The sequence below is a fragment of the Pseudonocardia sp. NPDC046786 genome (assembly GCF_040645415.1).
Classification (GTDB): domain Bacteria; phylum Actinomycetota; class Actinomycetes; order Mycobacteriales; family Pseudonocardiaceae; genus Pseudonocardia; species Pseudonocardia kongjuensis.
Genome location: NZ_JBEYYF010000010.1, coordinates 44,886 through 69,864, shown reverse-complemented (window position 1 = coordinate 69,864; position 24,979 = coordinate 44,886). Strand labels below are relative to the sequence as shown.

Annotated in this window: 30 protein-coding genes and 3 tRNA genes; 6 read left to right on the top strand and 27 right to left on the bottom strand. The window is 72.6% G+C overall.

Annotation, left to right across the window (positions count from 1 at the left end; all coding sequences use genetic code 11):
- Positions 1-52: 52 nt before the first annotated feature.
- The 13 genes from ABZ881_RS14850 to ABZ881_RS14790 form a co-directional block, all read right to left on the bottom strand.
- Positions 53-1,348 (bottom strand): MCE family protein, encoded by a 1,296-nt coding sequence (locus ABZ881_RS14850; protein WP_358484904.1) that lies wholly within the window; start codon positions 1,346-1,348, stop codon positions 53-55.
- Entirely contained in the window at positions 1,345-2,652 is a 1,308-nt protein-coding gene (locus ABZ881_RS14845; RefSeq protein ID WP_358484902.1) for an MCE family protein, read from the bottom strand. The genes ABZ881_RS14850 and ABZ881_RS14845 overlap by 4 nt, the downstream gene beginning before the upstream one ends.
- Positions 2,652-4,049: an MCE family protein gene (locus ABZ881_RS14840; RefSeq protein WP_358484899.1), complete on the bottom strand. Its 1,398-nt coding sequence runs from the start codon at positions 4,047-4,049 to the stop codon at positions 2,652-2,654. Before ABZ881_RS14840 ends, ABZ881_RS14845 begins: the two co-directional genes overlap by 1 nt.
- On the bottom strand, positions 4,049-5,014 hold the full coding sequence (locus ABZ881_RS14835) for an MCE family protein (protein WP_358484897.1): 966 nt from the start codon (positions 5,012-5,014) through the stop codon (positions 4,049-4,051). Before ABZ881_RS14835 ends, ABZ881_RS14840 begins: the two co-directional genes overlap by 1 nt.
- Complete coding sequence (locus ABZ881_RS14830) at positions 5,014-6,273, bottom strand: MCE family protein (RefSeq protein ID WP_358484895.1); 1,260 nt, start codon at positions 6,271-6,273, stop codon at positions 5,014-5,016. Before ABZ881_RS14830 ends, ABZ881_RS14835 begins: the two co-directional genes overlap by 1 nt.
- Positions 6,270-7,706 carry an MCE family protein gene (locus ABZ881_RS14825; RefSeq protein WP_358484894.1) on the bottom strand — a complete coding sequence of 479 codons (1,437 nt, stop codon included), beginning with the start codon at positions 7,704-7,706 and terminating at the stop codon, positions 6,270-6,272. Before ABZ881_RS14825 ends, ABZ881_RS14830 begins: the two co-directional genes overlap by 4 nt.
- Positions 7,703-8,548, bottom strand: a complete 846-nt coding sequence (locus ABZ881_RS14820; protein WP_358484891.1) for an ABC transporter permease — start codon at positions 8,546-8,548, stop codon at positions 7,703-7,705. Before ABZ881_RS14820 ends, ABZ881_RS14825 begins: the two co-directional genes overlap by 4 nt.
- A gap of 3 nt (positions 8,549-8,551) precedes the next feature.
- Positions 8,552-9,331: an ABC transporter permease gene (locus ABZ881_RS14815; RefSeq protein ID WP_344028035.1), complete on the bottom strand. Its 780-nt coding sequence runs from the start codon at positions 9,329-9,331 to the stop codon at positions 8,552-8,554.
- Entirely contained in the window at positions 9,328-10,449 is a 1,122-nt protein-coding gene (locus ABZ881_RS14810) for an ATP-binding cassette domain-containing protein (RefSeq protein WP_358484889.1), read from the bottom strand. Before ABZ881_RS14810 ends, ABZ881_RS14815 begins: the two co-directional genes overlap by 4 nt.
- A 318-nt stretch (positions 10,450-10,767) precedes the next feature.
- Complete coding sequence (locus ABZ881_RS14805) at positions 10,768-11,358, bottom strand: TetR/AcrR family transcriptional regulator (protein ID WP_344028029.1); 591 nt, start codon at positions 11,356-11,358, stop codon at positions 10,768-10,770.
- Positions 11,359-11,516: 158 nt separating this feature from the next.
- The gene (locus tag ABZ881_RS14800) at positions 11,517-12,449 is read right to left on the bottom strand and encodes an oxygenase MpaB family protein (RefSeq protein WP_358484887.1); all 933 of its coding nucleotides are present in this window, start codon (positions 12,447-12,449) and stop codon (positions 11,517-11,519) included.
- A 42-nt stretch (positions 12,450-12,491) separates the two neighbouring features.
- Positions 12,492-13,601: an NDMA-dependent alcohol dehydrogenase gene (locus ABZ881_RS14795; RefSeq protein WP_358484885.1), complete on the bottom strand. Its 1,110-nt coding sequence runs from the start codon at positions 13,599-13,601 to the stop codon at positions 12,492-12,494.
- Between the two features lie 80 nt (positions 13,602-13,681).
- Positions 13,682-14,995, bottom strand: a complete 1,314-nt coding sequence (locus ABZ881_RS14790; protein WP_358484882.1) for a HAMP domain-containing sensor histidine kinase — start codon at positions 14,993-14,995, stop codon at positions 13,682-13,684.
- Positions 14,996-15,078: 83 nt separating this feature from the next.
- Here ABZ881_RS14790 and ABZ881_RS14785 point away from each other — a divergent pair, with 83 nt between their 5' ends.
- The 4 genes from ABZ881_RS14785 (at position 15,079) to ABZ881_RS14770 (ending at position 17,847) form a co-directional block, all read left to right on the top strand.
- A complete protein-coding gene (locus tag ABZ881_RS14785) occupies positions 15,079-15,726 on the top strand; it encodes a response regulator transcription factor (RefSeq protein ID WP_358484880.1) in 648 nt (215 codons plus the stop codon).
- A gap of 131 nt (positions 15,727-15,857) precedes the next feature.
- Positions 15,858-16,268 (top strand): sterol carrier protein, encoded by a 411-nt coding sequence (locus ABZ881_RS14780; protein WP_358484879.1) that lies wholly within the window; start codon positions 15,858-15,860, stop codon positions 16,266-16,268.
- A gap of 134 nt (positions 16,269-16,402) precedes the next feature.
- Entirely contained in the window at positions 16,403-16,693 is a 291-nt protein-coding gene (locus ABZ881_RS14775; protein WP_344028010.1) for a hypothetical protein, read from the top strand.
- Positions 16,694-16,746: 53 nt separating this feature from the next.
- Positions 16,747-17,847: a CaiB/BaiF CoA-transferase family protein gene (locus ABZ881_RS14770; protein ID WP_358484877.1), complete on the top strand. Its 1,101-nt coding sequence runs from the start codon at positions 16,747-16,749 to the stop codon at positions 17,845-17,847.
- Between the two features lie 71 nt (positions 17,848-17,918).
- Here ABZ881_RS14770 and rplA read toward each other — a convergent pair whose 3' ends face one another.
- The 14 genes from rplA to rpmG (ABZ881_RS14700) all read right to left on the bottom strand — a co-directional run bounded on the left by rplA (position 17,919) and on the right by rpmG (ABZ881_RS14700) (position 23,457).
- On the bottom strand, positions 17,919-18,644 hold the full coding sequence (rplA, locus tag ABZ881_RS14765) for a 50S ribosomal protein L1 (protein ID WP_358484875.1): 726 nt from the start codon (positions 18,642-18,644) through the stop codon (positions 17,919-17,921).
- Between the two features lie 120 nt (positions 18,645-18,764).
- Positions 18,765-19,199, bottom strand: coding sequence for a 50S ribosomal protein L11 (gene rplK, locus ABZ881_RS14760; RefSeq protein ID WP_344028001.1), 435 nt, complete (start codon positions 19,197-19,199; stop codon positions 18,765-18,767).
- Between the two features lie 71 nt (positions 19,200-19,270).
- Entirely contained in the window at positions 19,271-20,203 is a 933-nt protein-coding gene (gene nusG / locus ABZ881_RS14755; protein WP_358484872.1) for a transcription termination/antitermination protein NusG, read from the bottom strand.
- Between the two features lie 60 nt (positions 20,204-20,263).
- Entirely contained in the window at positions 20,264-20,635 is a 372-nt protein-coding gene (gene secE / locus ABZ881_RS14750; protein WP_344027997.1) for a preprotein translocase subunit SecE, read from the bottom strand.
- A gap of 201 nt (positions 20,636-20,836) precedes the next feature.
- Positions 20,837-20,912, bottom strand: a tRNA-Trp gene (locus tag ABZ881_RS14745).
- 109 nt (positions 20,913-21,021) lie between these two features.
- Positions 21,022-21,471: a MaoC/PaaZ C-terminal domain-containing protein gene (locus ABZ881_RS14740; RefSeq protein WP_358484869.1), complete on the bottom strand. Its 450-nt coding sequence runs from the start codon at positions 21,469-21,471 to the stop codon at positions 21,022-21,024.
- Positions 21,468-21,917: a MaoC family dehydratase N-terminal domain-containing protein gene (locus ABZ881_RS14735; RefSeq protein WP_358484868.1), complete on the bottom strand. Its 450-nt coding sequence runs from the start codon at positions 21,915-21,917 to the stop codon at positions 21,468-21,470. The genes ABZ881_RS14740 and ABZ881_RS14735 overlap by 4 nt, the downstream gene beginning before the upstream one ends.
- Positions 21,918-21,922: 5 nt before the next feature.
- Positions 21,923-22,090 (bottom strand): 50S ribosomal protein L33, encoded by a 168-nt coding sequence (gene rpmG / locus ABZ881_RS14730; RefSeq protein ID WP_020623293.1) that lies wholly within the window; start codon positions 22,088-22,090, stop codon positions 21,923-21,925.
- A 69-nt stretch (positions 22,091-22,159) separates the two neighbouring features.
- Positions 22,160-22,232, bottom strand: a tRNA-Met gene (locus ABZ881_RS14725).
- Positions 22,233-22,273: 41 nt separating this feature from the next.
- Positions 22,274-22,346 (bottom strand) — tRNA-Thr (locus ABZ881_RS14720).
- Between the two features lie 124 nt (positions 22,347-22,470).
- Positions 22,471-22,776 carry a 30S ribosomal protein S14 gene (gene rpsN / locus ABZ881_RS14715; protein ID WP_358484865.1) on the bottom strand — a complete coding sequence of 102 codons (306 nt, stop codon included), beginning with the start codon at positions 22,774-22,776 and terminating at the stop codon, positions 22,471-22,473.
- Complete coding sequence (gene rpmB / locus ABZ881_RS14710) at positions 22,776-23,012, bottom strand: 50S ribosomal protein L28 (RefSeq protein WP_358484863.1); 237 nt, start codon at positions 23,010-23,012, stop codon at positions 22,776-22,778. Before rpmB ends, rpsN begins: the two co-directional genes overlap by 1 nt.
- A gap of 4 nt (positions 23,013-23,016) precedes the next feature.
- Positions 23,017-23,238 (bottom strand): 30S ribosomal protein S18, encoded by a 222-nt coding sequence (gene rpsR / locus ABZ881_RS14705; RefSeq protein WP_344028071.1) that lies wholly within the window; start codon positions 23,236-23,238, stop codon positions 23,017-23,019.
- A gap of 51 nt (positions 23,239-23,289) precedes the next feature.
- Positions 23,290-23,457: a 50S ribosomal protein L33 gene (rpmG, locus tag ABZ881_RS14700; RefSeq protein ID WP_344027981.1), complete on the bottom strand. Its 168-nt coding sequence runs from the start codon at positions 23,455-23,457 to the stop codon at positions 23,290-23,292.
- A gap of 81 nt (positions 23,458-23,538) precedes the next feature.
- Here rpmG (ABZ881_RS14700) and ABZ881_RS14695 point away from each other — a divergent pair, with 81 nt between their 5' ends.
- Positions 23,539-24,777: a GTP-binding protein gene (locus ABZ881_RS14695; protein ID WP_358484861.1), complete on the top strand. Its 1,239-nt coding sequence runs from the start codon at positions 23,539-23,541 to the stop codon at positions 24,775-24,777.
- The gene (gene rpmF / locus ABZ881_RS14690; protein WP_344027975.1) at positions 24,777-24,947 is read left to right on the top strand and encodes a 50S ribosomal protein L32; all 171 of its coding nucleotides are present in this window, start codon (positions 24,777-24,779) and stop codon (positions 24,945-24,947) included. The genes ABZ881_RS14695 and rpmF overlap by 1 nt, the downstream gene beginning before the upstream one ends.
- Positions 24,948-24,979: the final 32 nt, after the last annotated feature.

Genomic DNA, 24,979 nt, shown 5'->3' with positions numbered 1-24,979 from the left:
GTGCGGGACGCGACCGCGGTGCGGGCGGGGTGGTGTGCGGTGCGCACCGCGCTCACCCGCCCAGCAGGATCTGTGCGGCGTCGGTGACCAGGTCCGGCCCGCTCGTCCGGCGGACCGCGTCGTCGCCGAGCGAGCCGGCGTTCGGCCGCGGCGCGGGCCCGAAGTCACGGGGTCGGTCCACCGGGCCGCCGCCGAAGCTCGGGTGCCCGGAGTTCCCGGAGTAGTCCGGCACCTCCAGCGGCTCCGGCCGGGGGGCGTTCTGCATCCCGCGGACCGACGTCGGGCTGCCGGGCGGCTCGGCGCAGCGGGCCTCCTCGTTGACCGGCGTCTCGCTCACGTCGAGCGCGCCCCGGTTGGCGGTGCCCTCGTAGCCGCGGGTGCACACCGGCGGGTCGAACAGGTTCACCACGAGGCCGAGATGCGCGGTCCCGTCGCCGGGCACCACCTTCGGCGCGACGGCGACCAGCCCCGGGTAGGTGACCAGGATCTGGCGGAGCCCGGCCTGCCGGGGCCCGAGCAGCTCGGCAACCGTGCGCAGGTTCGCGACGGACTCGCCGAGGCCGGGCCCGCTCTCCCGGAGCAGCGCGCTGACCTGCTCGCCGGTGCGCGGGCCGTCGTCGATGATCCGGCGGATGTCCGGATCGGACTCGCGCAGCTGCTCGGCGATCTCGCGCAGTCCGCCGGCGAACTCGCGGAACTGCGGCGCGACCTCGTTCTGGGTGGTCAGCACCGGGCGGGCGTCCCGGATCAGCGCGGTCGTCTGGGGCAGCGCCTCGGTGGCGGCCCGGGTGAACTCGCCGGAGGTGTCGAGCAGCTGCTGCAGCGGCTGGGCGGTGTCCTGGAAACCCTGGCCGAGCTCGGCGACGACGGTGCGCAGCGAGTCCTGCGGCACCGTGGACACGAGCTGGTCCAGCTCGGTGAGGAAGGTGTTGATCTCGATCGGGGTGCGGGTGCGCTCCTGTGGGATGACGGTGCCCGCGGCGAGCGTCTCGCCGCCGTCGGCGACCGGCTGCAGGTCGACGAACTGCTCGCCGATCGGCGACAGGTTCCCGACGACGGCGGTCGCGTCGGCCGGGATCTCCGGCGCGCCGTTGTCGATGTCCAGCTGGACGTCGACGCCGGCGTCGGAGAGCGTCAGCGGGCCGACCCGGCCGACCGTCACGCCCCGGTAGGTGACGTTCGCGCCGGTGAAGATCCCGCCGGACTCGGCGAGCTGCACGGTGACCGGGTAGGTCGTCGCGCCGAAGATCCGGTCCAGCCCGGCGTAGCGGAAGCCGGCGTAGCCGACCCCGACGACCGTGACGATCGCCAGCGCGATCAGCTGCCAGCGGACGGTCCTGGTGATCACGATCCACCTCCGAAGAGTCCGCCGAGCAGGCCGCCGCGTCCCGGCTCGGGAGCCGGGGTCGGGGCCGGGGTCGGCGGCGGGGTCGAACCGGGCGTCGCGGGTGTCGCGGCGCCGCCCTCCGGGGCGGGCTCCGGCGTCTGCTGCTCCGGTCCGAGCAGCGGCAGCTGCGGGACGCCCGGCACGGGCGGCGCGGCCGGCGCCCCGCCGCCGAGCAGCGGGGTGAGCAGCTGCGCGGTCGGCGGGAGCTCGGCGAGCCGGCCCGGGTCCAGCGGGAGGCCGGACTGGCGGGTGCTCAGGATGTTCCGCAGCACCGATCCCAGGTCGAGATCGAGCGTGACGTACAGGTTCGCGTAGTCACCGGCCACGGCGTCGGTCGCCGCGTCGGTGAACGGGATGGTGAGCAGCAGCTCCAGCGAGTCCGGCAGGTCCTGCCCGGAGTCGGCCAGGTTGCGCAGGATCGGCCGCAGCGCCTCCAGGTCGGCGATCAGGTCGTCGCGGGAGCGGTTGACCACGTCGGTCGCGACGCCGGAGAGCCGGTCGAGCGCCTGCAGCATGCCGACCAGCTGGGCGCGCTGGGCCTCCAGCTCGCGCAGGCCCGGGCTGATGTCGTTGAGCGCGGTGCGGATCTGGCCGCGGCGCTCGGCCAGCGTCGCGGACAATCGGTTCACGCTGTCCAGCGCGCGGTTGATGTCGTCCTTGCTGTCGTCGAGCGAGCCGACCAGCTGGTCCAGGTTGCCCAGCAGCGCGCGGACCTCCGGCTCCCGGCCGGACAGCGCGTTGTTCAGCTCGGTGGCGATGGTCCGGATCTGCGCGACGCCGCCGCCGTTGAGCAGCATCGACAGCGCGCCGAGCACCTCCTCCACCTCGGCGGCCCGGCTGGTACTGGCCAGCGCGATCTGCCCGCTCTCGGCGAGATCGCCCTGCCCGGGGCCGTCCGGCGAGGCGAGCTCGACGAACTTCTCGCCGAGCAGCGAGGTGGTGCGCACCCGGGCGGTGGCGTTCGCGGGCAGCTGCACGTCGCCGTTCACCAGCACGGTGACGACGGCGTTCCAGCGCTCCGGCTCGACCGACACCGACTCGACCGCTCCGACCGGCACGTCGCCGACCCGCACGATCGACTGCGGCACGAGATCGACGACGTCCGGGAACTCGATGCGCACCGGATAGGGGGCGTCGCCGAGGTTCGCACCACCGGGCAGCGGGACCCCGCGGAGCCCGCCGTTGATCACGCCGCAGCCGCTCGCGGTGACCGCGACCGCGGTGAGCAGTGCGGCCACCCGGCCGGTCCGGCCGGTCCGGGCCATCACGATCCACCTCCGAACAGGCCGCCGAACAGGCCGCCGCTGCGCTCCTGCGGCTCGGGCACCGGGGTCGGCGTCGCCTGCCGGGACGACGACGGCGCCGGGGTCGGGCTCGCGGGCGCGGTCCCGGACGGGGCCTCCGCCGGCGCCGGGCCGGGGGCCGGCGGCGGCGCGGCGCCCGGGTCGCGCAGCTGCGAGCCGGGATCGGTCAGCGACAGCGGCGAGCCGGGCATCAGCTGCGGCACCGCCGGGTTCGCCGCCGGACCGCCCTGCTGGAGCTGGGTGATGATGTCCTGCGGCGAGGGCAGCGGCACGATCCCGTCCAGGATCGGCGCGAGATCGCCGCACAGCCCGGTGACCGGCTCGAGCAGGTCGCCGGGGATCGTCGCGCCGGTCCGCCGCAGCAGCTCGCAGACGATCACCGGTGCCGGGTAGGCCAGCTCGTTGATGTTCGCCCGGGTGTCCAGGGTCTCCGACGAGCCGTTGTAGATGTTCGCCAGGTTGCCCAGCGCGGCGGGCGCGGAGTCGGCGATCTCGGCCAGCGCGCGCTGGTGGTCGACGACCTCCTGGGTCACGTTGGCGAGCTTGTCCACGTTGGAGCGCAGCGTGCCGCGGTTGTCCTCGACGAAGTCGGAGACCTCGCCGAGCGCGAACGACAGCTCGTGCAGCGCCCCGCCCAGCTCGCCCCGCTGGCTCGCGAGGAAGCCGGTGACATCGGCCAGCCGCGCGTTCAGCTCGCGCACCCCGGGATCGTTCTCGCGCAGGGTGGCGACGAACTTCTGCAGCTCGGTGATGGTGCCGAACAGGTCCTCGCTGGAGCCGCTCAGCGTCGCCGAGAGCCCGCCGAGGTTGCGGATCGTGTCGTTCAGGGCGCGCCCGTTGCCGTCCAGGTTCTCCGCGGCGACGTCGAGCACGTCGTTCAGCGAGCCGTCGGCGTTGGCGCCCTGCGGCCCCAGCGCGCGGGACAGCTCGGTCGCGGTCCGGGTCAGGTCGTCCACCCCGAGCGGGAACGCGGTCCGATCCAGCGGGATCGGCGAGCCGTCCCACTCCGGGCCGCCGGTCCAGACCGGGGTCAGCTGCACGTAGCGGCCGGTGACCAGGCTCGGCGAGATCACCGCGGCCCGGACGTCGGCGGGGAGCCGGACGTCGTCGTCGGTGATGGTCATGTCGACCCGCACCCGGTCGCCCTCCGGGGTGATCCGGTCGATCTTTCCGACCGGCACGCCGAGCACCCGGACGTCGTTGTCCTCGAACAGCGCGGCGGCGTTGGTGAAGTAGGCGGTGACCGGGCGGCCCCCACCCGAGGTGATCATCCAGACGCCGGTCGCGGCCAGCACCGCGACGACCGCGAGGAGCGCGGCGAACTGGATCTGGCGACGGTCGTTCACCCAGGAGGCCATCAGCAGTCACCCCCGAGCGGGATCGCCGGCGGGAGCAGCCCGCACAGGTAGTTGTCGAACCAGCGGCCGTTGCCGAGCGCGTTGCCGAACACCCGGATGAACACCGCTTCCTTGTCGAGGATCTCGCCGAGGTTGTCCCGGTTCTCCTCCAGCACGGCGAGCACCCGGTCCAGCGTCTCCAGGGCCGGCCGCAGCTGCTCGGAGTTGTCCGCGACCAGGCCGCGCAGCTGCACCGACAGCGTCCGGACGCCGTCGAGCAGGGCGGAGATCGCGTCCTTGCGGCGCTGCAGCTCGGCGAGCAGCAGGTTGCCGTCCTCGACCAGCTTCACGACGTCGCCGCGGCGGTCGGCCAGCGTCGTCGAGAGCTGCCGGGTGTTGGCCAGCAGCTGCTTGAGCTCGGCGTCCCGGCTGGAGATCGTGGTGGACAGCCGGGACAGGCCGTCCAGCGCCCCGCGGATCTCCGGCGGGGTGTCCCGGAAGGTGTCCGAGAGCGTGTCCAGGCTGGCCGCCAGCTGGTCGGTGTCGAGCTGGTCGATGGTGCCGGACAGCTCGTTGAAGGCGTCCACGACGTCGAACGGGGACTTCGTGCGGTCCCGGCCGATCGGCTCGCCCGGGTCCTGCTCGGCGTCCCCGCGCGGGTCCAGCGCGAGGAACTTCGAGCCGAGCAGCGTGGCGATCTCGATCGAGGCGGTCGTGCGGTTGCCGACCCAGGCGTCGTCGACGGTGAACGCGACGAGCACGTGATCGCCGGCCAGCTCGACGCTCTGCACCCGGCCCGCCTCGACGCCGGCGATCGTCACCCGGTCCTGCGCCTGCAGGCCGGCCGCCTCCGGGAACTGTGCGGTGTAGCGGGTCGCGCCGGAGAACAGCGTCTCGAAGTTGAACGCGGCCAGCGTGAGCGCCACGACGGTCACCAGCCCGATCGTGGCGACCAGGACGGGCCGCTTCTGCCCTGCCTGTGCCATCAGTTTCCTCCCGGCGCCAGCAGCGCGGTCGGGTCGCCGACGCCGCCCGGCCCGGTCGGCGCGGCGGGCTCCAGGAGCGTGCCGACCGACTCGGTACCCGGGTCGCGCATCAGCGGGTTCGACTCCGGCTGGGCGCGGTTGTCGCCGTGCTCGCCGCCGGGCGCCGAGCCGCCGGTCGGGGCGGTGTTGCCCGCGCCGATGCCGGACGGGTCCGGGCCGCAGCGGCGCTCCGGGTTCTGCGCGAGCCCGTCGAGGCCGAGGTCCTCCAGCGAGGTCGGCGGGATGATCGGGGAGAGCCCGACCTGGCCGTCCAGCCCGCAGAGGTAGAAGTTGAACCAGCTGCCGTGCGAGCCGACCCGGGCGATCCGGTTCAGCTTGAACGGCGCGTACTCCAGGAACCGCTCGATCGTCGGGCGGCCCTCGTCGAGTTCGGCGGCCAGGTCGCCCAGGTTGCGGATGTCGTCGCGCAGCGGCGGCCGCGCGTCCTCCAGGAACGAGCCGGTGACCTGGGTCAGCGTCCCGATCGACTCGATCGCCTCGCCGATCGGCTCCCGGTCCTGGGCCAGCCCGGAGACCAGCGCCTGCAGCGAGCTGATCAGCTCGTCGAGGCCCTCGTCGTTCTCGTTCACCGTCGCCAGCACGGCGTTCAGGTTGTCGATCACCTGGCCGATCACCTGGTCCCGGTCGGCGATCGAGTTGGTCAGCGACGAGGTCGACGCGAGCAGGTTCTGCACGGTGCCGCCCTCGCCCTGCAGCACCTGCACGATCTCCATCGAGAGCCGGTTGATCTGCTCCGGGTCGAGGCCCTGGAACAGCGGCTGGAAGCCGTTGAACAGCACGGTCAGGTTCAGTGCCGGACGGGTCCGGTCGAGCGGGATCTGGCCGCCGGCCGGCAGCGTCTCGCCGGTCGGGCCCGGGCCCTGCTCCAGCGCCAGGTAGCGCTGCCCGATCAGGTTCTTGTACTTCAGCTCGGCGCCCACCGAGGCGGGCAGCGGGGTGGTCGAGTCCACGTTGAACGCGACCTCGGCGATCCGCTGGTCGACCACCCGCACGTCGGTGATCGAGCCGACGACGACGCCGGCGATCCGCACGTCGTCGCCGCGCAGCAGGCCGCTGGCGTCGGTGAACCGGGCCGTGTACTCGACCGTGTCGCCGCCGCGGGCGTTCGCGATCGTCAGGCCGAGCACGGTCGTCCCGAGCGCGGTGACCACCGCGAACACCAGGAACTTGATCAGCGGGGAGAGCGGGAAGCGGCTCATGTCAGCGTCACCTCCGCACCGCGCAGCAGCGGTCCGACCATCGTGCTGCTCCACGCCGGGACGGCCTGCGGCGAGCCGCCCTGCTGGGCGGCCAACAGCTGCGCCACGACCTCCTGCTCACCGGCCGAGTTCGCGACGCCCATGTCGACCGATCCCTGGTGCGACGCCGGCTCGATGCCGAGCTGCCCGAGCGCACCGGTCAGCGGCGGCAGCAGGCCCGCCGAGTTCTCCGCGCTCTGGTCCTGCACCAGGTCCCAGCTGTTCGTCCCGTCGTAGGTCCCGAACGTCTCGACGCCGAAGTCCTCCGGATCGCCCATCGGCTGCCCGGCGGGCGGCGGGCCGGGCACCGAGCCGTCCCGGAACGGGCCGTCCGGCGGGTACTGGGTGCCGTCCGGGGTCGGGATCGGGTAGCAGCGCGGGCCGCGGTCGTCGGCGTACTCGGGCTCGTCCTGGTTCGGCAGGTACTTGCCCTTGTTCGCGACGATCTCCAGCGTGATGTTGACTCCGACCCGGTCGGTGCCCGGCCGGATCGCGTCGTTGATCTTCGGGACCAGGTCGACGAGCTGGCTGGTCAGGCACGGGAACTCCGGCGAGTACCGGGCCAGCGTCTCCAGCGTCGGCCGGCTGGCGGACGCGACGCCGATCAGGTTCTCGCCGTTGGCGTCGAGGAAGGCGCGCAGGTCGTCGGAGGCGCCGGTGATCGACCGGTAGAGGTTGCGCAGCCCCTCCCGCTTCTCGACGATCGTCGCGCTGGTGACGGCCAGGTCGTCCACCGCGTCGAGCAGGTCGGGTGCGGCGGCGTCGAGGTTGTCGGCGAACGTCGCGAGCTGCCGGATGTCCTCCTGCAGGTCGGGGACGGCCGGATTGAGCCCCTCGGTCAGCGTGTTCAGCGCGACCAGCGTCTCGCCGAGCTGGTCGCCGCGGCCCTGCAGCGCCTGGGACAGCGAGCCGAGCGTGGTCGCCAGGTCCTGCGGGCGCACCGCCTGCAGCAGCGGCAGCAGCTCGTCGAGCACCCGCTCGACCTCGATCGCCGCCTGGCTGCGGTCCTCCGGGACGGTCGCGCCGGCGGCCAGCCGGGCGGTGGACGGCGCGGCGGGCGGGACCAGCGACACGAACTTCTCGCCGAACAGCGTCTTGGGCAGCAGCTGCGCCTCGACGTTCTCCGGGATCAGGTCGATCATGTCCGGGTTCATCGACATCCGGATGCTGGTGGTCTCGCCGTCGGTGGTGACCTCGTCGACCTGGCCGACGATCAGCCCGCGCACCTTGACGTCGGCGCGTTCCTGCATCTGGGTGCCGACCCGGGAGATGTTCAACGTGACCGGCACGCCGGCGGAGAACAGGCCGGCGTACTGGCCGATCGCCAGGCCGATCAGCACCACGATCACGGTGACGAACGCCAGGCCCTGCAGGACTCTCTTCGTGGACCTCATCCGGCCACCCGCACCGAGGTCGAGGTACCGAACATCACCAGCGTCAGGAAGAAGTCCATGATCGCGGTGCTGACGATCGACAGCCGTACCGCCCGGCCGACCGCGACGCCGACGCCGGCCGGTCCGCCCTTGGCCGAGTAGCCGTAGTGGCAGTGGATCAGGATGATCACCGTGGCGAAGACGATCACCTTGAGGTACGACAGCAGCACGTCGCTGACCGGCAGGAACAGGTTGAAGTAGTGGTCGTAGGTGCCGCCCGGCAACCCGTTGATCAGCGTGACGTTCAGCCGGGCCGCCGCGTAGCTGGCGAGCAGGCCCAGGGTGTAGATCGGGACGATCGCGATGATCCCGGCGATCACCCGGGTGGTCACCAGGTAGGGCACCGACGGCACCGCCATGACCTCCAGCGCGTCGATCTCCTCGGAGATCCGCATCGCGCCGAGCTGGGCGGTGAAGCCGGCGCCGAGCGTCGCGGTGAGCGCCGCGGCGGCGACCAGCGGGGCGATCGAGCGGGTGTTGAAGTAGGCGGTGATGAAGCCGGTCATCGCCTCGACGCCGAGCGCGTCCAGGGCCCGGAAGCCCTGCAGCCCGACCAGCGACCCGACGAACAGCGACAGCGACGCCATCACGCCGACCGTGCCGAGGATGACGATCAGGGCGCCGGAGCCGAACGAGACCTCGGCCAGCAGCCGGCCGATCTCCTTCTTGTACCGGGTGACGGTCTTCGGGATCCAGAGGATGGACCGGATGTAGAGCGAGAGCTGCTCGCCCAGCTCCTCGAGCTGGTTCAGCGGGGCCTGCGCGGTCCTGCGGGCCCGGGCGCCGAGTGGGGTGGTGGCCATGTGTCAGAAGCCCTTCGGCGGGACGAGCTCGAGGTACAGGGCGGTGAGGACCAGGTTGATCAGGAAGACCAGGACGAAGGAGATGACGACGGCCTGGTTCACGGCGTCGCCGACGCCCTTGGCACCGGGCGGCGGATTGAGGCCGCGGTAGGCGGCGACGACGCCGGCGACGATGCCGAAGAGGAAGGCCTTGACCTCCGAGACGACGATGTCGGAGACCTGGGCGATCGCCGAGAAGCTGGAGATGTAGGCGCCGGGCGAGCCGCCCTGGATGATCACGTTGAAGAAGTAGCCGCCGGACACCCCGACGACGGTGGCCAGCCCGTTCAGCACGACCGCGCAGATGCCCATCGCGAGCACCCGCGGCACGACCAGGCGCTGGATCGGCGAGATGCCGAGCACCTCCATCGCGGCGATCTCCTCGCGGATGGTCCGCGCGCCGAGATCGGCACAGACGGCGCTCCCACCCGCGCCGGAGATGAGCAGCGCGGTGACGATCGGGGCGGCCTGCTGCACGATCGCGAGCACCGCGCCGGCGCCGGTCTGGGACTGGGCGCCGAACTGCCGGGTCAGCTCACCGAGCAGCAGTGCGATCGTCGCGCCGAACGGGATGGTGAACAGCGCGGTCGGCAGCGCCGAGACCTTGGTGACGAACCAGATCTGCTCGATCAGCTCGCGCCACTGGAACGGCCTGCGCAGCGACTGCCTGCCGATCTCGATGCCCAGGCCGATGAACTTCCCGACCGGGGTGAGCGCCCGGACGACCGGGCTGGGCGCGGTCACCGGTCGCCCTCCGAGAGCTGGTGCCGGCCGGCCGGCGGTGGGGTGTCGTCGGTGATCCGCGGGTGGATGTCGGTGGGCCGGTCGTCGGTGTCGGCCGCGTCCCGGGCGTACTCGCGGGTGCTGCCGTCGCCGGCCGGCGCCCACTGCGCGGTGGGGCTCTCGCCGCGGGCCTGGAGGATCGCCTGCCGGGCGGCCGGGGGGAGCTCGTGCAGCATCGCGTCGACCCGCTCCCGGCGGCGGTGCACCGCGGCCCGGTCGGGCATCCCGGTGGACGCCTCCAGCTGCGGCTTCATCGGCGGCAGGCCCTGCAGCTCGCCGGCCTCCTCCATCTCCCGCGCGGCCTGCGCCGCGTCCTTCTCCTCCGACATCCCGATCGGGCCCTCGCGGCGGCCGTTGAGGAACTGCGCCACCACCGGCTCGTCGGAGGTCAGCAGCACCTCCCGCGGACCGAACATCGCCAGGTGCTTGCGGTACAGCAGGCCGATGTTGTCGGGCACCGTCTGCGCCGAGTTGATGTCGTGGGTGACGATCAGGAACGTGGCGTCGGTCTGCGCGTTGAGGTCGATGATCAGCTGGTTCAGGTAGGCCGTGCGCACCGGGTCCAGGCCGGAGTCCGGCTCGTCGAACAGCACGATCGCCGGGTCCAGCACCAGCGCCCTGGCCAGCCCGGCCCGCTTGCGCATACCGCCGGAGATCTCGCCGGGCAGCTTGCCCTCGGCGCCCTGCAGCCCGACCATCTCCATCTTCTCCGCGACGATGTCGCGGATCTGCGCCTCGGACTTGCGCGTGTGCTCGCGCAGCGGGAACGCGATGTTGTCGACCAGGTTCATCGACCCGAACAGCGCACCGTCCTGGAACAGCACCCCGAACAGCTTGCGGATCTCGTAGAGCTCGGACTCCGAGCACCGGACCAGGTCGACACCGTTGATCACGATCGACCCCTGCTCGGGCTTCAGCAGCCCGATCAGGGTCTTCAGGAACACCGACTTCCCGGTGCCCGAGGGACCGAGCAGCACGGACACCTCGCCCGGCGGCAGCGTCAGCGACACGTCCGACCAGATGTTGGCCCGACCGAAGGACTTCGTCAGTCCCTCGACCTTCACCTCGACACCGGTCACGTGCCGCCTCCTTGCGCAATCGACCGTTCGGTGACACCGGGGACCCAGGAGGCGCGGGGAGCGCGGGGAGCACGGGCCACTCGACGGTGCTGAACGGCACAACGAGGCGGGACGGCAGGGGTTACTCGGGGTATGGGGCCGGTCCGGCACCAGATCCGTACCATGAACTACGTTATGGTCACCCAGCGTCGACGGTCGAGCCGGAATGTTGCGGACCGTGGGTAACAGTTACTCCCGAGCGGGCAGTCCGCTGGGCCGAACGGCCGGACCGTGACCGTTCCCGGATCGAGACCGGACGGGCGCCATCCGGTCGCATGATCACCCGATCGGCGGCGTCACGGCCCGCATCGACTCGGGCGCGTGCGTGAGGATCAGCCGCTGGAAGTCGTCGAACAGGTCCCGGAGCAGGTCCCGGTCGCGCGGGTCGCAGGTCTGCTGGAAGCCGGCCATCAGCGAGATGCCGAACACCGCGAGCCGGTGCGCGTCGGCCCGGTCGGCGACCACGTCGGCGACGACCTGCTCCAGCGCGATCCGGCGCTGCAGGTCCACCCTGGCCTGGGCCCGGCCGACCTCGCCGTCGATCTGCGCCCAGGCCCGGATCGCCGCCTCGGCGTCGTGCCGCAGCTCCACGGTGAGCCGCTTGACGACCGTCATCCGCTCGACCGGATCGGCGTGCGCGCGGGCCAGCTCGACCACCCGGCCGGTCTGCTCGGCCTCCCAGTGCTGCAGCAGCCCGCGCACGAAGCCGGCCCAGCCCCCGAAGTGGTGATAGAAGGAGCCACTGGTCACGCCGAGCGAGCGGCACAGGGGGCCGATCTTGAGCCCGGCCGCGCCGTCCCGGGCGAGGATCGACATGGCGGCCTCGTAGTACTGCTCGGCGGCGACCTGGCCGCCGACTCGTCTGGCCACCCGACTCCGCCCCCCTCGTCCGCCGTGCGCGGACAAGGGTGCCACGCAGGCGGATCCGGCACCCTGTCCGTCGGGTCAGCCCCGACCGTCGTCCATAACATAACTTATGTCATGTACAGGTCGAAACGGTGGTGTCGCGACGCTCGTCGGGCGGGGTGTCAGGCGGCCGGCCCGGCCCGGCGCGCGTCGTGCGGAACCGGGCAGGTGGCCGGGAAGGTCCCCAGCTCACGGACGTCGAAGCCGTCCGGGTAGCTGCGGATGCTCGGCGACTGCTGCAGCGAGAACGGCTCGGTCCGGACCGCCATCCGGCGCACCACCGCGGCCCGGGCGCGCAGCGCCGCGTCGGCCGCGATCCGCACCGGTCGCGGCGGGAACGGGTAGCCGAGCGCGTCGAGCAGTGGCTCGTCCATCAGTGCCAGCAGGAACGTCCGGCTCAGCGCCGCCGGCACCCGGTCGTTCGGCGGGAAGGTCGTCGCCAGGTCCAGGGTCGCGTCCGCGACGGCGCGCCCGCCCGGGTCGTAGCCGAAGTGCTCGGCCTCGTAGGCGTCGAGCAGCGACTCGAACTCCTGCCAGGTCGCCGGGATGTCGCGGATGCCCATGTGCCTGCCGAGCTCGCGGTAGTAGTTCGCGGTGGCGACCTTCTCCACCTCGGTGTGCCGGCGCCAGCCCCAGCGCTGCACCCAGCGCAGCGGCACCACGACGAAGGTGCACAGCACGTAGCGCAGGTCCTCGTCGGAGATGTCGTAGGAGCGGTGCATCTGGTTCATCCGGCGGACCGCCGCGCGCCCCTCGGGGTGCTCGAAGCCGTTCGCCAGCACCGTCTCCAGGATCAGCCCGGTGTCGTCGTAGCGCTTCTGGGTGCGCTCGGTGAACTCCCCGGTCGCGGCCAGCAACCGGCCGATCGAGGGGACCGCGTAGGTGCGGAACAGCGCCAGCGACAGTGCCTGCTGGATGTCCCACGGGAACTCCAGCCCGGACAGCGCCCGGTAGATCTCGACGTGGTCGGTGGCCGGGTCCAGCGCGGCCAGCGCGTCGCGCCGGTGGTAGCGGTCCGGGCGGATCCGGGTGATCGGTGTGCTGGTGATGCGCAACGTGCGGCCCCTCGCCGTCGGAGCGGTGCTGCCGGTACCGGGTCAGTACCGGATGAGACCCCTGATGTTGCGCCCTGCCCGCATGTCCTCGTAACCCTCGTTGACCTGGTCGAGGGAGTACTCGCGGGTGATCAGCTCGCGCAGCTTGAGCTGGCCCAGGTTGTGCATCTCCAGCAGCCGCGGCACGTCGTGCTGGGCGGCGGAGCTGCCGAACAGCGCGCCGCGGATCTGCTTCTCGTAGAGCGTCAGGTCCAGCAGGGACAGCGTGGCGGTCTCCTCGTCGGCGTTCGCCAGCGCGGTGACGACGACCCGGCCGCGCTTGCCGACCAGCTGCAGCGCGGGCTGCAGGTCGGCGCCCGCCGCCACCCCGGTGCAGAGGATCGCGGCGTCCGCGAGCTGCCCGCGGGTCAGCTCGCTGATCGTCTCCCACACCTCGTCGATGCTCGCCGCGACGTGCGTGGCGCCGAGCTCCAGTGCCCGCTCGCGCTTGTACCCGACCGGGTCGACGGCGACGACGTACCGGCAGCCGGCGATCCGGGCGCCCTGCACCGCGTTCGCCCCGATCCCGCCGACACCGATGACCACCGCCGTGTCGCCGGCCCGCAGCTCGGCGGTGCGCACCGCGGAGCCGAAGCCGGTGGTGACCCCGCAGCCGACCAGCGCCGCCAGGTCCAGCGGGAATCCCTCGTCGATCGTCACCACGGACTTCACCGGGACCACGGTGTGCCGGGCGAACGTGCCGAGCAGGCACATCTGGCCGATCTCGGTGCCGTCCGCGCTGCGGAACCGGTAGCTGCCGTCCAGCTGCGGGCCGAGCGTGGCGCCGGCGCCGTCGTTGCACAGGTTCGGCAGGCCCCTGGCGCAGTACGGGCAGCGGCCGCAGGACGGCAGGAAGGTCATCACCACCGGATCGCCGACCGCGACCTCGGTGACCCCGGGGCCGACCTCGACCACCCGGCCGGCACCCTCGTGGCCGCCGACCATCGGCAGCACGGCCGGCAGGTCCCCGGTCACCAGGTGCTCGTCGGAGTGGCACAGGCCCGACGCCGTGAGCTCGACCATCACCTCACCGGCGTTCGGCGGGTCCAGATCGAGCTCCTCGATCTCCCACTTGCCGCCCGGTTCCCACAGCACCGCTGCCGTCGTCCGCATGGCGGACGATCCTGGCCGCCCCCGGCCCACCGGCACACCCGCCGTCCGCGCCAGCCGTGGCCCCCGGGTGCCACACCGGGTCAGACGGCAGGCAGCGGCAGGGTGAGCCGCGCGGTCAGGCCGCCACCATCGCGCGGGAGCAGGCTCAGCTCGCCGTCCATCGCCGACGCGAGCGCCTCGGCGATCCACAGCCCCAGGCCCGCGGTGCCGCGCCGCTCCCCCAGCGCCACCCCCTTCGCCGTCACCACCCCCTCCTGGCCGGCCGGCAGGCCGGGACCGCGGTCGCGGACCTCGGCGGTCAGGGTGGCGCCGTCGTGCGCCAGGTACAGCTCGACCGGCTCGTCGCCGCTGTGCCGGGCCGCGTTCTCGGCCAGGTTGGTGAGCAGACGGCGCAGCCGCTGCGGATCGCAGTGCACGGCGGCACCGGGCGCCTCGACGATCGGCCTGCGCCGGTGCACGGCGATCCCCGCCGCGTCCAGCACCCCGTCGGCCAGCTCGGCAAGCGCGACCCGCCGGGGCCGGTCCCGGCCGAGCGGGCTGCCGTCGGCGACGGCGAGATCGGCCAGCCCGTCCAGCATGTCCTGCAGGTGCACCGCGTGATCGGCGAGCAGCCGCGCCGCGGTCCGGCGGGCGTCGCCGGTGAGGCGCTCCGCGGCCAGATCGGCGGACAGCGCGGACAGTGACGCCACCGGCGTGCGGAACTCGTGCAGCACCACCCGGGCGCCGTCCAGCCGGGCCCGGCTCTGCGACACCAGCCGGTCGCGCAGCGCCCGCTCGGACAGGTAGCGCTCGTGCTCGCTCTCCGCGCGGGCCCGGGTGGTCGCGATGTCGGCGACCTGGCGCTCCAGCAGCCGGACCAGAACACCGACCAGCACCGCGGTCGCGAACAGGAAGCCGGTCCACCACAGGCCGTCGAAGACCCGTTCGGTGACCGGCACCGCGGGGTCCGAGCCCAGCAGCCCGGCCACCCCGGCGGCGAGCCCGAGCACCAGCGCCGCGACCCGGCCGACCCGGGGGCCTCCGCGCAGCGCGATCGCGATGACCACCAGCGGCAGCGCGGCGACCATCGGGCTCTGCACCCCGCCGGTCAGTCCCAGGGCGACCACCGCGAGTGCACCGTCCACACCGGTCAGGGCGGCCGGTCGGACCGGCAGCGTGCCGCGCCGGACCGCGGCGGCGGCGAGCGCGAGCGCGTACACCGCGGCGAGCCCGATCAGGCCGGCGGCGAGCGCGGTCCCGCCCCGGGCAAGCTCCGGCCGGACGACGAGCAGGGCCACCGCGGCGGCCACCACGCACAGCCGCAGCACGACGGCGGTGCGCTCCTCCGCGGTCCGTTCCGGGAGCTCCGCGGCGAGGTCTCCCGGCGGACCGTCCGACGAGGTTCGGCTGATCATCGGGTCGGCCCGCTCCCTACCGGAGACGTCGTCTCCCGGCGCCACCCGGGATGGTCGGCGGCGCCCACACTAGGCTCGCCGCCGTGCCCGCCGAGCCGCACGTCGTCGTCATCGTGGACGACCACGCCCTGTTCTCCCAGGGGCTCGCGCTCCTGCTCGAGTCCCGGGCCGGTGACACCTTCCGGGTGGCCGGCTCCACCACCGCGGGCGAGGACGCCGTCGCACTGGTCGGACGGCACGGCGCCGGGATCGCGATCGTCGATCTGGCCCTGCCCCCGCTGGGCGGGGTGGAGACGATCCGGCGGATCAAGGCCGCCTACCCGGCGACCCGGGTACTGGCGCTGTCCGGCACCGAGGACCTCGATCTCGCGGCGGCCGCGATGCGCGCCGGGGCGGAGGGCTACCTCGGCAAGTCGGCCGATCCGGAGGTGCTGGTGGCGCCGCTGCTGGCGATCGCCGCCGGGGTCCGGGTGCTCCGCGCCGAGCTGCTCGACGCACTGCTCACCGCCGCCGACCGGACCGCCGACGGCCTGCTCGACCGGCTCGGCGAGCGGGACATCGAGCTGTGGACGCTGCTCGCCCGCGGCCTGGAGACCGCCGACATCGCGCGGCCGCTGCTGGTCAGCGAGCGGACCGCGAAGCGGATGATCGCCTCGCTGCTGCACAAGCTGGGGGCGTCGAACCGGATCGAGGCGGCCGCGCTGGCCGGCCGCTGCGGCCTGCTCGACTGACGGCACCGGCGGACCGGCCCGCGTGGGCCAGCGCTGGCCCGGTCGCGGGGTACGGGCCCGGTCGATCACCGGGCAGACTCGCCCGCGCCGTACGGCGGTCCGACCGCCGAACATCTCGCGAGGAGGCGCTGATGGCCGTGTTCGCCGACGAGGCCGAGGTCTACGAGTACCTGGGCGGGGTCTTCCGGCTCGGCCTCCAGGACCCGGACCTGGTCGCCAAGCTGGCCCCGACCGGGATCGTCCTGCGCATCACCTACACCGACCCGGACGCCGTGCTCACCGTCGACATGCCCAACTCCGAGATCCACACCGGGGCGGGCAACGGCCCGGCGCCGAACATCGAGCTGTTCATGTCCGCCGACACCGGCAACCGGTTCTGGCTGGGCAAGGTGGTGCTGCCGGTCGCGATGGCGAAGGGCGAGGTCCGCGCAAAGGGACCGGTGTCGAAGCTGCTCAAGCTGCTGCCCACCGCGAAGCGGCTGTTCGGCCCGTACCGCCAGAAGCTCGAGACGGCCGGCCGGGACGACCTCCTGAAGGCCTGACCATCACCCGATCAGGTGGTCGTCGTACCTCCTGACGGGCTATTCGGGACGCGCTCTCCGATACTGCCGGTCCGGTCACCATGATCGGCGGCCACACCGCCGGCGTGGCCGGAACCCGGTCCCGGAGGTCCCCCATGAGCAGTGCCACCCACGACGGCACCGGCCCGGCGAGCCTCTGGCTGGACGTCCAGATGTGGCAGCCGCTGCGTGGCGTCCTGCACCCGATCACCGAGATCGAGTGCGACGTCCCGGACCCGCTGCCCGAGGGGTTCGACGAGTGGCACGGCTGGGCCGAGGCCTGCCTGCTGGAGGTCGCCCGGCGCGACGGCTGGCAGCACGGCCGCTACACCTACACGATCCAGGAACGGGACGGCACCGACCATCCGGTCCGCGACCTCGGCAAGGACGTCTGGGACTACGAGTAACGGACCCGCGCCGGTTATCGTCCCGGTACACGCAGAGCAACGGGAGGCCGCCGGTGACACGGGGCAGGGGTCCGCTGGCCGGACTGAAGGTGATCGAGCTGGCCGGGATCGGCCCGGGACCGCACGCGGCGATGATCCTCGGCGATCTCGGCGCCGACGTGGTGCGGATCGACCGCCCCTCGGGCGGGTTGCAGATCGGCTCGGACTCGGTGCCCGATCCCACCGTCCGCGGCCGGCGCACGATCACCGCCGACCTGAAGGACCCGGCGGGCCGGGAGACCGTGCTGCGGCTGGTGGAGAAGGCCGACGTGCTCCTGGAGGGCTACCGGCCGGGCGTCACCGAACGGCTCGGCGTCGGCCCCGACGAGTGCCACGCCCGCAATCCCCGCCTGGTCTACGGCCGGATGACCGGGTGGGGCCAGGACGGCCCGATGGCGCCGCGCGCCGGGCACGACATCAACTACATCTCGCTGACCGGCGCGCTGCACGCGATCGGCCGGGCCGGGGAGCGCCCGGTGCCGCCGCTGAACCTGGTCGGCGACTTCGGCGGCGGCTCGATGCTGCTGGTCATCGGCGTGCTGGCCGCGCTCTGGGAGGCCCGTGCCTCCGGCGAGGGCCAGGTCGTCGACGCCGCGATGGTGGACGGCGTGAGCATGCTGAGCCAGATGTTCTGGGGCTTCCTCGCCCAGGGCGCCTGGACCGACGAGCGCGGCGCCAACCTGCTCGACGGGCACGCGCCCTTCTACGACGTCTACGAGTGCGCCGACGGCGGCCACATGGCCGTCGGTGCGCTGGAACCGCAGTTCTACGCCCAGCTGATCGCCGGCCTCGGACTCGACGCCGACGCGTTCGGCCCGCAGTACGACGAGGCGGGCTGGCCCGCGATGCGGGCCCGGTTCACCGAGGTGTTCGCGTCCAAGCCGCGCGACGAGTGGGCCGCCGTGTTCGAGCACACCGACGCCTGCACCACACCGGTGCTGTCGTTCACCGAGGCGGCCGACAACCCGCACCTGGCGGCGCGCAGCACCATCGTCACCGCCGACGGCGTCCGCCAGGCCGCGCCGGCGCCGCGCTTCTCCCGGACCGGCACCGCGACCGCGACCCGCGGGTCCGGCCCGGAGGACGTCGACGCCGTCCTCGCCGACTGGTCCTGACCCCACACACGCCGACGCCCCCGGCTCCGGATCCGGAGTCGGGGGCGTCGGCGTGGTGCGGACGGTGCAGGTCAGTCCTGCTCGTCGGTGTCCGGAGCCAGCAGGTTCCGGGTGCGGTTCGGGTCCACCGGGATGCCCGGGCCGGTCGTCGTCGAGACGGTGATCTTCTTGACGTAGCGGCCCTTGGCGGCGGACGGCTTCAGCCGCAGGATCTCGTCCAGCGCGGCGCCGTAGTTCTCGACCAGCTTCTCGGTATCGAACGACGCCTTGCCGATCACCAGGTGCAGGTTGGCCTGCTTGTCGACCCGGAAGTTGACCTTGCCACCCTTGATCTCGTTGATCGCCTTGGTGACGTCCGGGGTGACGGTGCCGGTCTTCGGGTTCGGCATCAGGCCACGCGGGCCCAGGATGCGGGCGATCCGGCCGACCTTGGCCATCTGGTCCGGGGTGGCGATGGCGGCGTCGAAGTCGAGCCACCCACCCTGGATGCGCTCGATCAGGTCCTCGGAGCCCACCGCGTCCGCACCGGCGGCCTCGGCCTCGGCGGCCTTGTCACCGGTGGCGAACACGATCACCCGGGCGGTCTTGCCGGTACCGTGCGGCAGGTTCACGGTCCCGCGGACCATCTGGTCCGCCTTGCGGGGGTCGACACCCAGCCGCAGCGCGACCTCGACGGTCGAGTCGGTGTTCTTGCTGGACGTCTCCTGGGCCAGGGTCGCCGCGGCGAGCGGCGAGTAGAGGCGGTCCGCGTCGATCTTCGCGGCGGCCTCGCGGTAGGCCTTGCTGCGCTGTGCCATCTGTCCTCTGCTCCTTGTGAGGTCAGGTCGTGGTCCGAGCCGCGCCCGGCTCTCCCACGCGTACGGAAAGTGTGTGGACCGAGCCTCGCTCAGTCCCGATGCTCGCTCGGCGAGCCTCGCTCAGTCCTCGACCGTGATGCCCATCGACCGCGCGGTCCCGGCGATGATCTTCGTCGCCTGGTCCAGGTCGTTGGCGTTCAGGTCCTGGAACTTGGTCTCGGCGATCTCCCGGACCTGGGCCCGGGTGACGGTCGCCACCTTCGTCTTGTGCGGCTCGCCGGAACCCTTGTCGACGCCTGCCGCCTTCAGCAGCAGCCGGGCCGCCGGCGGGGTCTTCAGCTCGAAGGTGAACGAGCGGTCCTCGAACACCGAGATCTCGACCGGCACGACGTTGCCGCGCTGGGCCTCGGTGGCCGCGTTGTAGGCCTTGCAGAACTCCATGATGTTGACGCCGTGCTGACCCAGTGCAGGGCCGACCGGCGGGGCGGGCGTCGCTGCGCCGGCCTGGATCTGGAGCTTGATGATCGCGGAGAGCTTCCGCTTCTTGGGGGGCATGTCCGTTCCTCAGTGATCGATGTACACGCCGCGGCCCTGCCTTGCCGCGGGCGTCTCTCGCAGGTACCCGGTCAGATCTTGGAGACCTGGTTGAACCCGAGCTCGACCGGGGTCTCCCGGCCGAAGATCGAGACGAGCACCTTGAGCTTCTGGGCGTCGACGTTGACCTCGCTGATGCTCGCGGGGAGCGTCGCGAACGGCCCGTCCATGACGGTGACCGACTCGCCGACCTCGAAGTCGACCTCGACGGTCGCGGTCCCGCCGCCCGACGACGAGCCACCGGAGGCGGCGCCGGCCTTGCCGGTCTCTGCCTTCTTCTCCGGGGCCTCGGTCTTGGGCAGCAGGAACTTCACGACCTCGTTGATGGACAGCGGCGACGGCTTGGACGTGGCACCGACGAAGCCGGTCACGCCCGGGGTGTTCCGCACCGCGCCCCAGGACTGGTCGTTGAGCTCCATCCGGACCAGGATGTAGCCGGGCAGCACCTTGCGCTGGACCTTCTTGCGCTGCCCGTTCTTGATCTCGGTGACCTCCTCGGTGGGCACCTCGACCTGGAAGATGTAGTCCTCGACATCCAGGGTCTGCGCCCGGGTCTCGAGGTTCGACTTCACCTTGTTCTCGTAGCCGGCGTAGGAGTGCACGACGTACCAGTCGCCGGGGGCCCGGCGCAGCGCGGCGCGCAGCTCCTCGGCCGGGTCGACGTCCTCGGCCGGCTCGTCGGCGGCGCCGTCAGCACCGTCTGCGCCATCGGCACTGTCAGCGCCGTCAGCCGTCGGCTCGCCGTCGCCCGGCTCGCCGTCGATCGACTCGGCAGCCGCACCGGGGGTCGAGTCGTCGTCGGCGGCGGTGTAGTCGCCGGGGACCGCGTCGTCGCCGTGCGCCGCCTCGGTGTCGGCGTCCTGGACGGACTGCTCGGGCAGCGTCTCGTCGGCCGCCTGCTCGGCGACCGCGTCGAGCACGGCCTCGTCGGCCGTCTCGTCGTGCACGTTGCTGTCGGAGGTCACGTCCTTCTCGCTTCCTTATCGATGTCGGTCGTCACCGGTCGGCCCGGTCCACCGCTCGTGTCAGTCCCTGCCGAACAGGAACGCGACGCCCTCGGCGAACGCCGAGTCGAGCAGGAACACCAGGGCCACCATGAACGACACGAAGATCAGAACGGCGATGGTGTACTTGACCATCTGGGAGCGGTTGGGCCAGATGACCTTGCGGAGCTCGGCGACGACCTCGCGCAGGAACCGGATGACCCGGCCGATCGGCGAGACCTTCTTCTCCTTGGTCGCCGCGGCCGCGGCGCGGGACGGGGTGGCGCGCCCCTTGGCGGGGGTGCCCTCCGCCCCGGAGCCACCGGACGCACCGGAGGCCCGCCGTCCACGACGGTCGGCGGCGTTGCTCGGGCGCTCCCGCTCGGGCCGGCCCGGCTCGTTCTCGTCGGTCACGAACCCTCCTCGCCCACGCTCGCCGGTCGCGTCCGCGCCGCGCCGAGAGGTTCGCCCGCCAGCTCGCTCACGCCTTCGCCCTCCGCACGCGGTGGGCTCCCGCCCGCCGCCGGTCACGTCCTCCGTGTGAGAGAACCTGCTCTGCTTCGTCGTCCGTGCCGTCGGCCGCACCACCGGACGGTCCGGCGATCTGCGGCGTCGTGGCAGGGGTGACAGGACTTGAACCTGCAACCTGCGGTTTTGGAGACCGCTGCTCTGCCAATTGAGCTACACCCCTATGCCCCGAACCACCCCTGGGGGCGGCGGGACGGGCGCGACCGATCATCCGGCGCGCCCGGCTGGTACGAGTGTACGGCACCCCCCGCAGGCGGCCCGCACCCCGGGTCCTACCGCGGCAGGACCACCTCGGCCCGGGCCCGCCCGAGCACGGTCCGGCCGTCGAAGACCGCCTTGAGATCGACCACCGCGGTCCGCACGCCGTCCTCCTCGCGCACCTCGGCGACCGTGCCGCCGAGCTCGACGGTGGCGCCCTCGTCGTCGTCGGGCACCACGACCGGCCGGGTGAACCGGGTGCCGTAGCTGCGTACCGCCGCCGGGTCGCCGGTCCAGGCCGTCAGCACCCGGCCGGCCAGCGCCATCGACAGCATCCCGTGCGCGATCACGCCGGGGAGGCCGGCGACGGTGGCCACCCGGTCGCTCCAGTGGATCGGGTTCAGGTCGCCGGAGGCGCCTGCATAGCGGACCAGATCGCCCCGGGTCAGCCGCACCTCGAAGGTGGGCAGCGCGTCGCCCTTCGCCACCGCGGCGGCGGACTCCGGCGTCAGCGGGGCGCTCACGAGTCGTCCCCGGCCGGGCTGACCAGCATCGAGTGCGTGGTCACGACCGGCTCGCCCGCTCCGTCGGACACCTCGCACCGCAGGGTCAGCATGTGGTTGCCGGCCCGGGTGCGGAGCTCGTCGACGTGCACGACCGTGGTCAGCTCGTCACCGGCGCGGACCGGCCGGTGGAAGGAGATGCGCTGGTCGCCGTGCACCATGCGGGTGTAGTCCCAGCCGAAGGCCGGGTCCTTGAGGAAGGCCTCTATGACCGGCATCGTGAAGCAGACCGGGAACGTCGGCGGGGCGAGCAGATCCGGATGACCGGCTGCGCGGGCGGCATCGACGTCGTGGAACAGCGGATCGCCGTCACCGATGGCGCCGGCGAACTCGCGGATCTTCTCCCGGCCGACCTGGTACGGCCCGACCGGGTCGAGCGTGCGCCCGACCCAGGACTGGTCGACCACCGGTACTAGCGGGTCTCGCGGTGTGCCCGGTGGGTGCCGCAGTTCGGGCAGAACTTCTTGATCTCGAGCCGGTCGGGGTCGTTCCGCCGGTTCTTCTTGGTGATGTAGTTGCGGTGCTTGCACTCCTCGCAGGCCAGAGTGATCTTCGGCCGCACGTCCGTGGCCTTGGCCATCGCGGGTGCCTCCCAGCAGGTGTTCCGTGTCGTGTGCGGACGTGTTCCGCCAGCACTGTGACGATACTGTGACGATGGCCGGACTCGAACCGGCGACACAGCGATTATGAGCCGCTTGCTCTACCGACTGAGCTACACCGTCATGCAAGAAGCCCCGCCGCCGTGCGGCGAGGCCACTTCCAGAGCCCCCTTACGGAATCGAACCGTAGACCTTCTCCTTACCATGGAGACGCTCTGCCGACTGAGCTAAGGGGGCCAACATCGCCGGTCCGCGGAGAAATCCTACGCCCTCCGCTCACCGGCGCGACCAACTTTACACACCGGTTCCGGAGCCCCGCAGCGGGGGCCCCGGATCCGGATCCGTGCAGGTGGGAGCCGGTCTACCAGCTCGACTTGCGGACGCCGGGGAGCGAGCCGTCGTGCGCCAGCTCGCGCAGCCGGACCCGCGAGACCCCGAACTTGCGCAGGTGCCCGCGCGGGCGCCCGTCGACCGAGTCACGGTTGCGCACCCGGGTCGGACTGGCGTCCCGCGGCTGACGCCGGAGCTCGGCCGCGGCGGCGGCCCGCTCCTCCTCGCTCGACGACGGCCGTGCGAGGACGGTCTTCAGCTCGGCCCGGCGCTCGGCGTAGCGCGCGACGATCCGCGTGCGCCGCTCGTTCTTGGCGATCTGCCCGGTGGTGGCCATCAGACACGCACCCCGTTCGCCCGGATCCGGTCGATCGCGGCGTCGACGCCGATCCGGTCGACCGTCTTGATCCCCTTCGCGGAGAGCCGCAGCCGGACCCAGCGGCCGCCCGCCGGGTACCAGTAGCGCTTCTGCTGCACGTTGGGATCGAACCGTCGGCTGGTGCGGCGGTGCGAGTGCGAGACATTCTTGCCGAAGCCGGGCTCGCGCCCGGTCAGGTCACAGCGACGGGACACGCGCTCACCGCCCCGCGTGCGGGTAGGGAAGCAGGGCCATCTCCCGCGCGTTGCGGATCGCGACGGCGACCCGGCGCTGCTGTTGCCCGGTCAGGCCGGTGACCCGGCGGGCCCGGATCTTGCCGCGGTCGGAGATGAACGTGCGCAGCAGCGCCGCGTCCTTCCAGTCCACGTGCTCGATGCCGCGGGCGTGCAGCGGATTGGGCTTGCGCCGCGCCGCGCGCAGCGGCTTGCCGCGACCGGACGCCGGTGCGGTCGGTCGTTTCGCGAGCTTCACTCAGCGCTCCTCCTTGAACTCGACGTGCCTGCGGATCTTCGGGTCGTACTTGCGCAGCACCAGCCGGTCCGGGTCGTTGCGGCGGTTCTTGCGCGTGACGTACGTCGTGCCGGTGCCGGCCGTCGAGCGCAGCTTGACGATCGGCCGTACGTCCGTCGTCTTGGCCATCGGGACCTCCTCTCCAACAATGGGAATCGTTTTCGTTTAGGCTACACCTGACCGCGACCACGTCGACTCCGGGAGGAAGGCATGACCGAGCTGGTGGTGTTGTGCGGCACGTCGCACGACGGGACGGAGCGGACGATCGCGCGGATGCGGGAGCTCGACCCGAGACTGGTGGTGCTGCACCACGACCTGCGGCACCTCGCCCAGGGCCGGGTGCACCGGCGGTTCCGGTCCGGCGGCCGCGACGAGCACACCGTGCTGGAGCTGGCGCACGGCTGCGTGAGCTGCACCATCCGGGAGGACGTGCTGCCCACCCTGGTGCAGCTGGCCGGGACGGTGTCCCGGGTCGTCCTACACCTGGACCCGCGGCTCGAGCCGGAGCCGGTCTGCTGGGCGCTCGGCTCGGTGCTGTACGAGTCCGGCGACGCCGAACCCCGCCTGGTCACCGATCTGGTCGACCTGCGCGGTGTGGTCACGGTGCTCGATCCGGACAGCTGGCTCGACGACGCCACCGGCGACGCGACGCTGCCCGAGCGCGGCCTGAGCACGCTGCCCGACGACGAGCGCACCGTCGCCCAGCTCGCCGTCGGCCAGGCAGAGTTCGCGGACGTGATCGTGACCACCCGGGCGCTGCAGGGCGACGATCCCGCCGACCGGCGCACCGCGGCCGTGCTCGACCGGCTCGCCCCGACCGCCCCGCGGCTGCTCCCCTCCCGCGGCGACCACCGGCTGTTCTGCGACGGCGTCCCCGAGGAGTCCCGCCGCGGCGTTCCCGGCGGGGTGCACGATCCGCTGCTGCGCGGCACGCCGCCGCTGGACGCCGCCGACGGCGTCCGGACTCTGCTGTTCTCGGCCCGCCGGCCGTTCCACCCGGACCGGCTGCACGACGCGATCGACACCCTGCTCGACGGCGTGGTGCGCGCCCGCGGCCGGATCTGGCTCGCCACCCGGCCGGACGCCGTGCTGTGGCTGGAGAGCGCGGGCGGCGGGATGCGGATCGGGCACGCCGGGGACTGGCTGGACGGCGCGGACGAGCAGGCGTGGACCGAGGCGGGCGACCAGCGGCGGGCGATGGCCGCGCTGGCCTGGCACCCGCGCTGGGGGGACCGCGCACAGGATCTCGTCGTGCTCTGCCACGACGCGGATCCGGACGGGATCGACGCCGCGCTGCACGGTGCGCTGCTGTCCGACGCCGAGATCGCGGCGGGCGAGGCCGCCTGGGCCGGACTGCCGGACCCGTTCGGCTGGGCGCACGACGAGCCGTGCGCCGATCCCGTCCGGAACGACCCGACCGTCGGGACCGAACGAGAAGGAGAGAGCTGATGGCAGTCCCCAAGCGCCGGATGTCGCGCGCGAACACCCGGCACCGCCGATCGCAGTGGAAGGCGCAGGCACCGGACCTGGTGCCGGTCACCCTGGAGGGCAGGCGGCACCTGGTCCCGCACCACCTGGTCGCGGCCTACCGCCGCGGACTGCTGGCGCCGCCGTCCTGAGGGCCCCTTACCCCCGGACGGCCGCGCCGGCG

Excerpts from the sequence above, each read along its gene's own strand:
- ABZ881_RS14790 (WP_358484882.1), bottom strand. The coding sequence starts at position 14,995 with ATGATCAGCCGAACCTCGTCGGACGGTCCGCCGGGAGACCTCGCCGCG.
- rpmG (WP_344027981.1), bottom strand. The coding sequence starts at position 23,457 with ATGGCCAAGACGACGGACGTACGGCCGATCGTCAAGCTGCGCTCGACG.
- ABZ881_RS14845 (WP_358484902.1), bottom strand. The coding sequence starts at position 2,652 with ATGGCCCGGACCGGCCGGACCGGCCGGGTGGCCGCACTGCTCACCGCG.
- ABZ881_RS14825 (WP_358484894.1), bottom strand. The coding sequence starts at position 7,706 with ATGAGGTCCACGAAGAGAGTCCTGCAGGGCCTGGCGTTCGTCACCGTG.
- ABZ881_RS14830 (WP_358484895.1), bottom strand. The coding sequence starts at position 6,273 with ATGAGCCGCTTCCCGCTCTCCCCGCTGATCAAGTTCCTGGTGTTCGCG.
- ABZ881_RS14795 (WP_358484885.1), bottom strand. The coding sequence starts at position 13,601 with ATGCGGACGACGGCAGCGGTGCTGTGGGAACCGGGCGGCAAGTGGGAG.
- ABZ881_RS14840 (WP_358484899.1), bottom strand. The coding sequence starts at position 4,049 with ATGGCCTCCTGGGTGAACGACCGTCGCCAGATCCAGTTCGCCGCGCTC.
- ABZ881_RS14780 (WP_358484879.1), top strand. The coding sequence starts at position 15,858 with ATGGCCGTGTTCGCCGACGAGGCCGAGGTCTACGAGTACCTGGGCGGG.
- ABZ881_RS14775 (WP_344028010.1), top strand. The coding sequence starts at position 16,403 with ATGAGCAGTGCCACCCACGACGGCACCGGCCCGGCGAGCCTCTGGCTG.
- rpmF (WP_344027975.1), top strand. The coding sequence starts at position 24,777 with ATGGCAGTCCCCAAGCGCCGGATGTCGCGCGCGAACACCCGGCACCGC.
- ABZ881_RS14695 (WP_358484861.1), top strand. The coding sequence starts at position 23,539 with ATGACCGAGCTGGTGGTGTTGTGCGGCACGTCGCACGACGGGACGGAG.
- ABZ881_RS14820 (WP_358484891.1), bottom strand. The coding sequence starts at position 8,548 with ATGGCCACCACCCCACTCGGCGCCCGGGCCCGCAGGACCGCGCAGGCC.
- rplK (WP_344028001.1), bottom strand. The coding sequence starts at position 19,199 with ATGCCCCCCAAGAAGCGGAAGCTCTCCGCGATCATCAAGCTCCAGATC.
- rplA (WP_358484875.1), bottom strand. The coding sequence starts at position 18,644 with ATGGCACAGCGCAGCAAGGCCTACCGCGAGGCCGCCGCGAAGATCGAC.
- rpmG (WP_020623293.1), bottom strand. The coding sequence starts at position 22,090 with ATGGCCAAGGCCACGGACGTGCGGCCGAAGATCACTCTGGCCTGCGAG.
- ABZ881_RS14835 (WP_358484897.1), bottom strand. The coding sequence starts at position 5,014 with ATGGCACAGGCAGGGCAGAAGCGGCCCGTCCTGGTCGCCACGATCGGG.
- rpsN (WP_358484865.1), bottom strand. The coding sequence starts at position 22,776 with ATGGCCACCACCGGGCAGATCGCCAAGAACGAGCGGCGCACGCGGATC.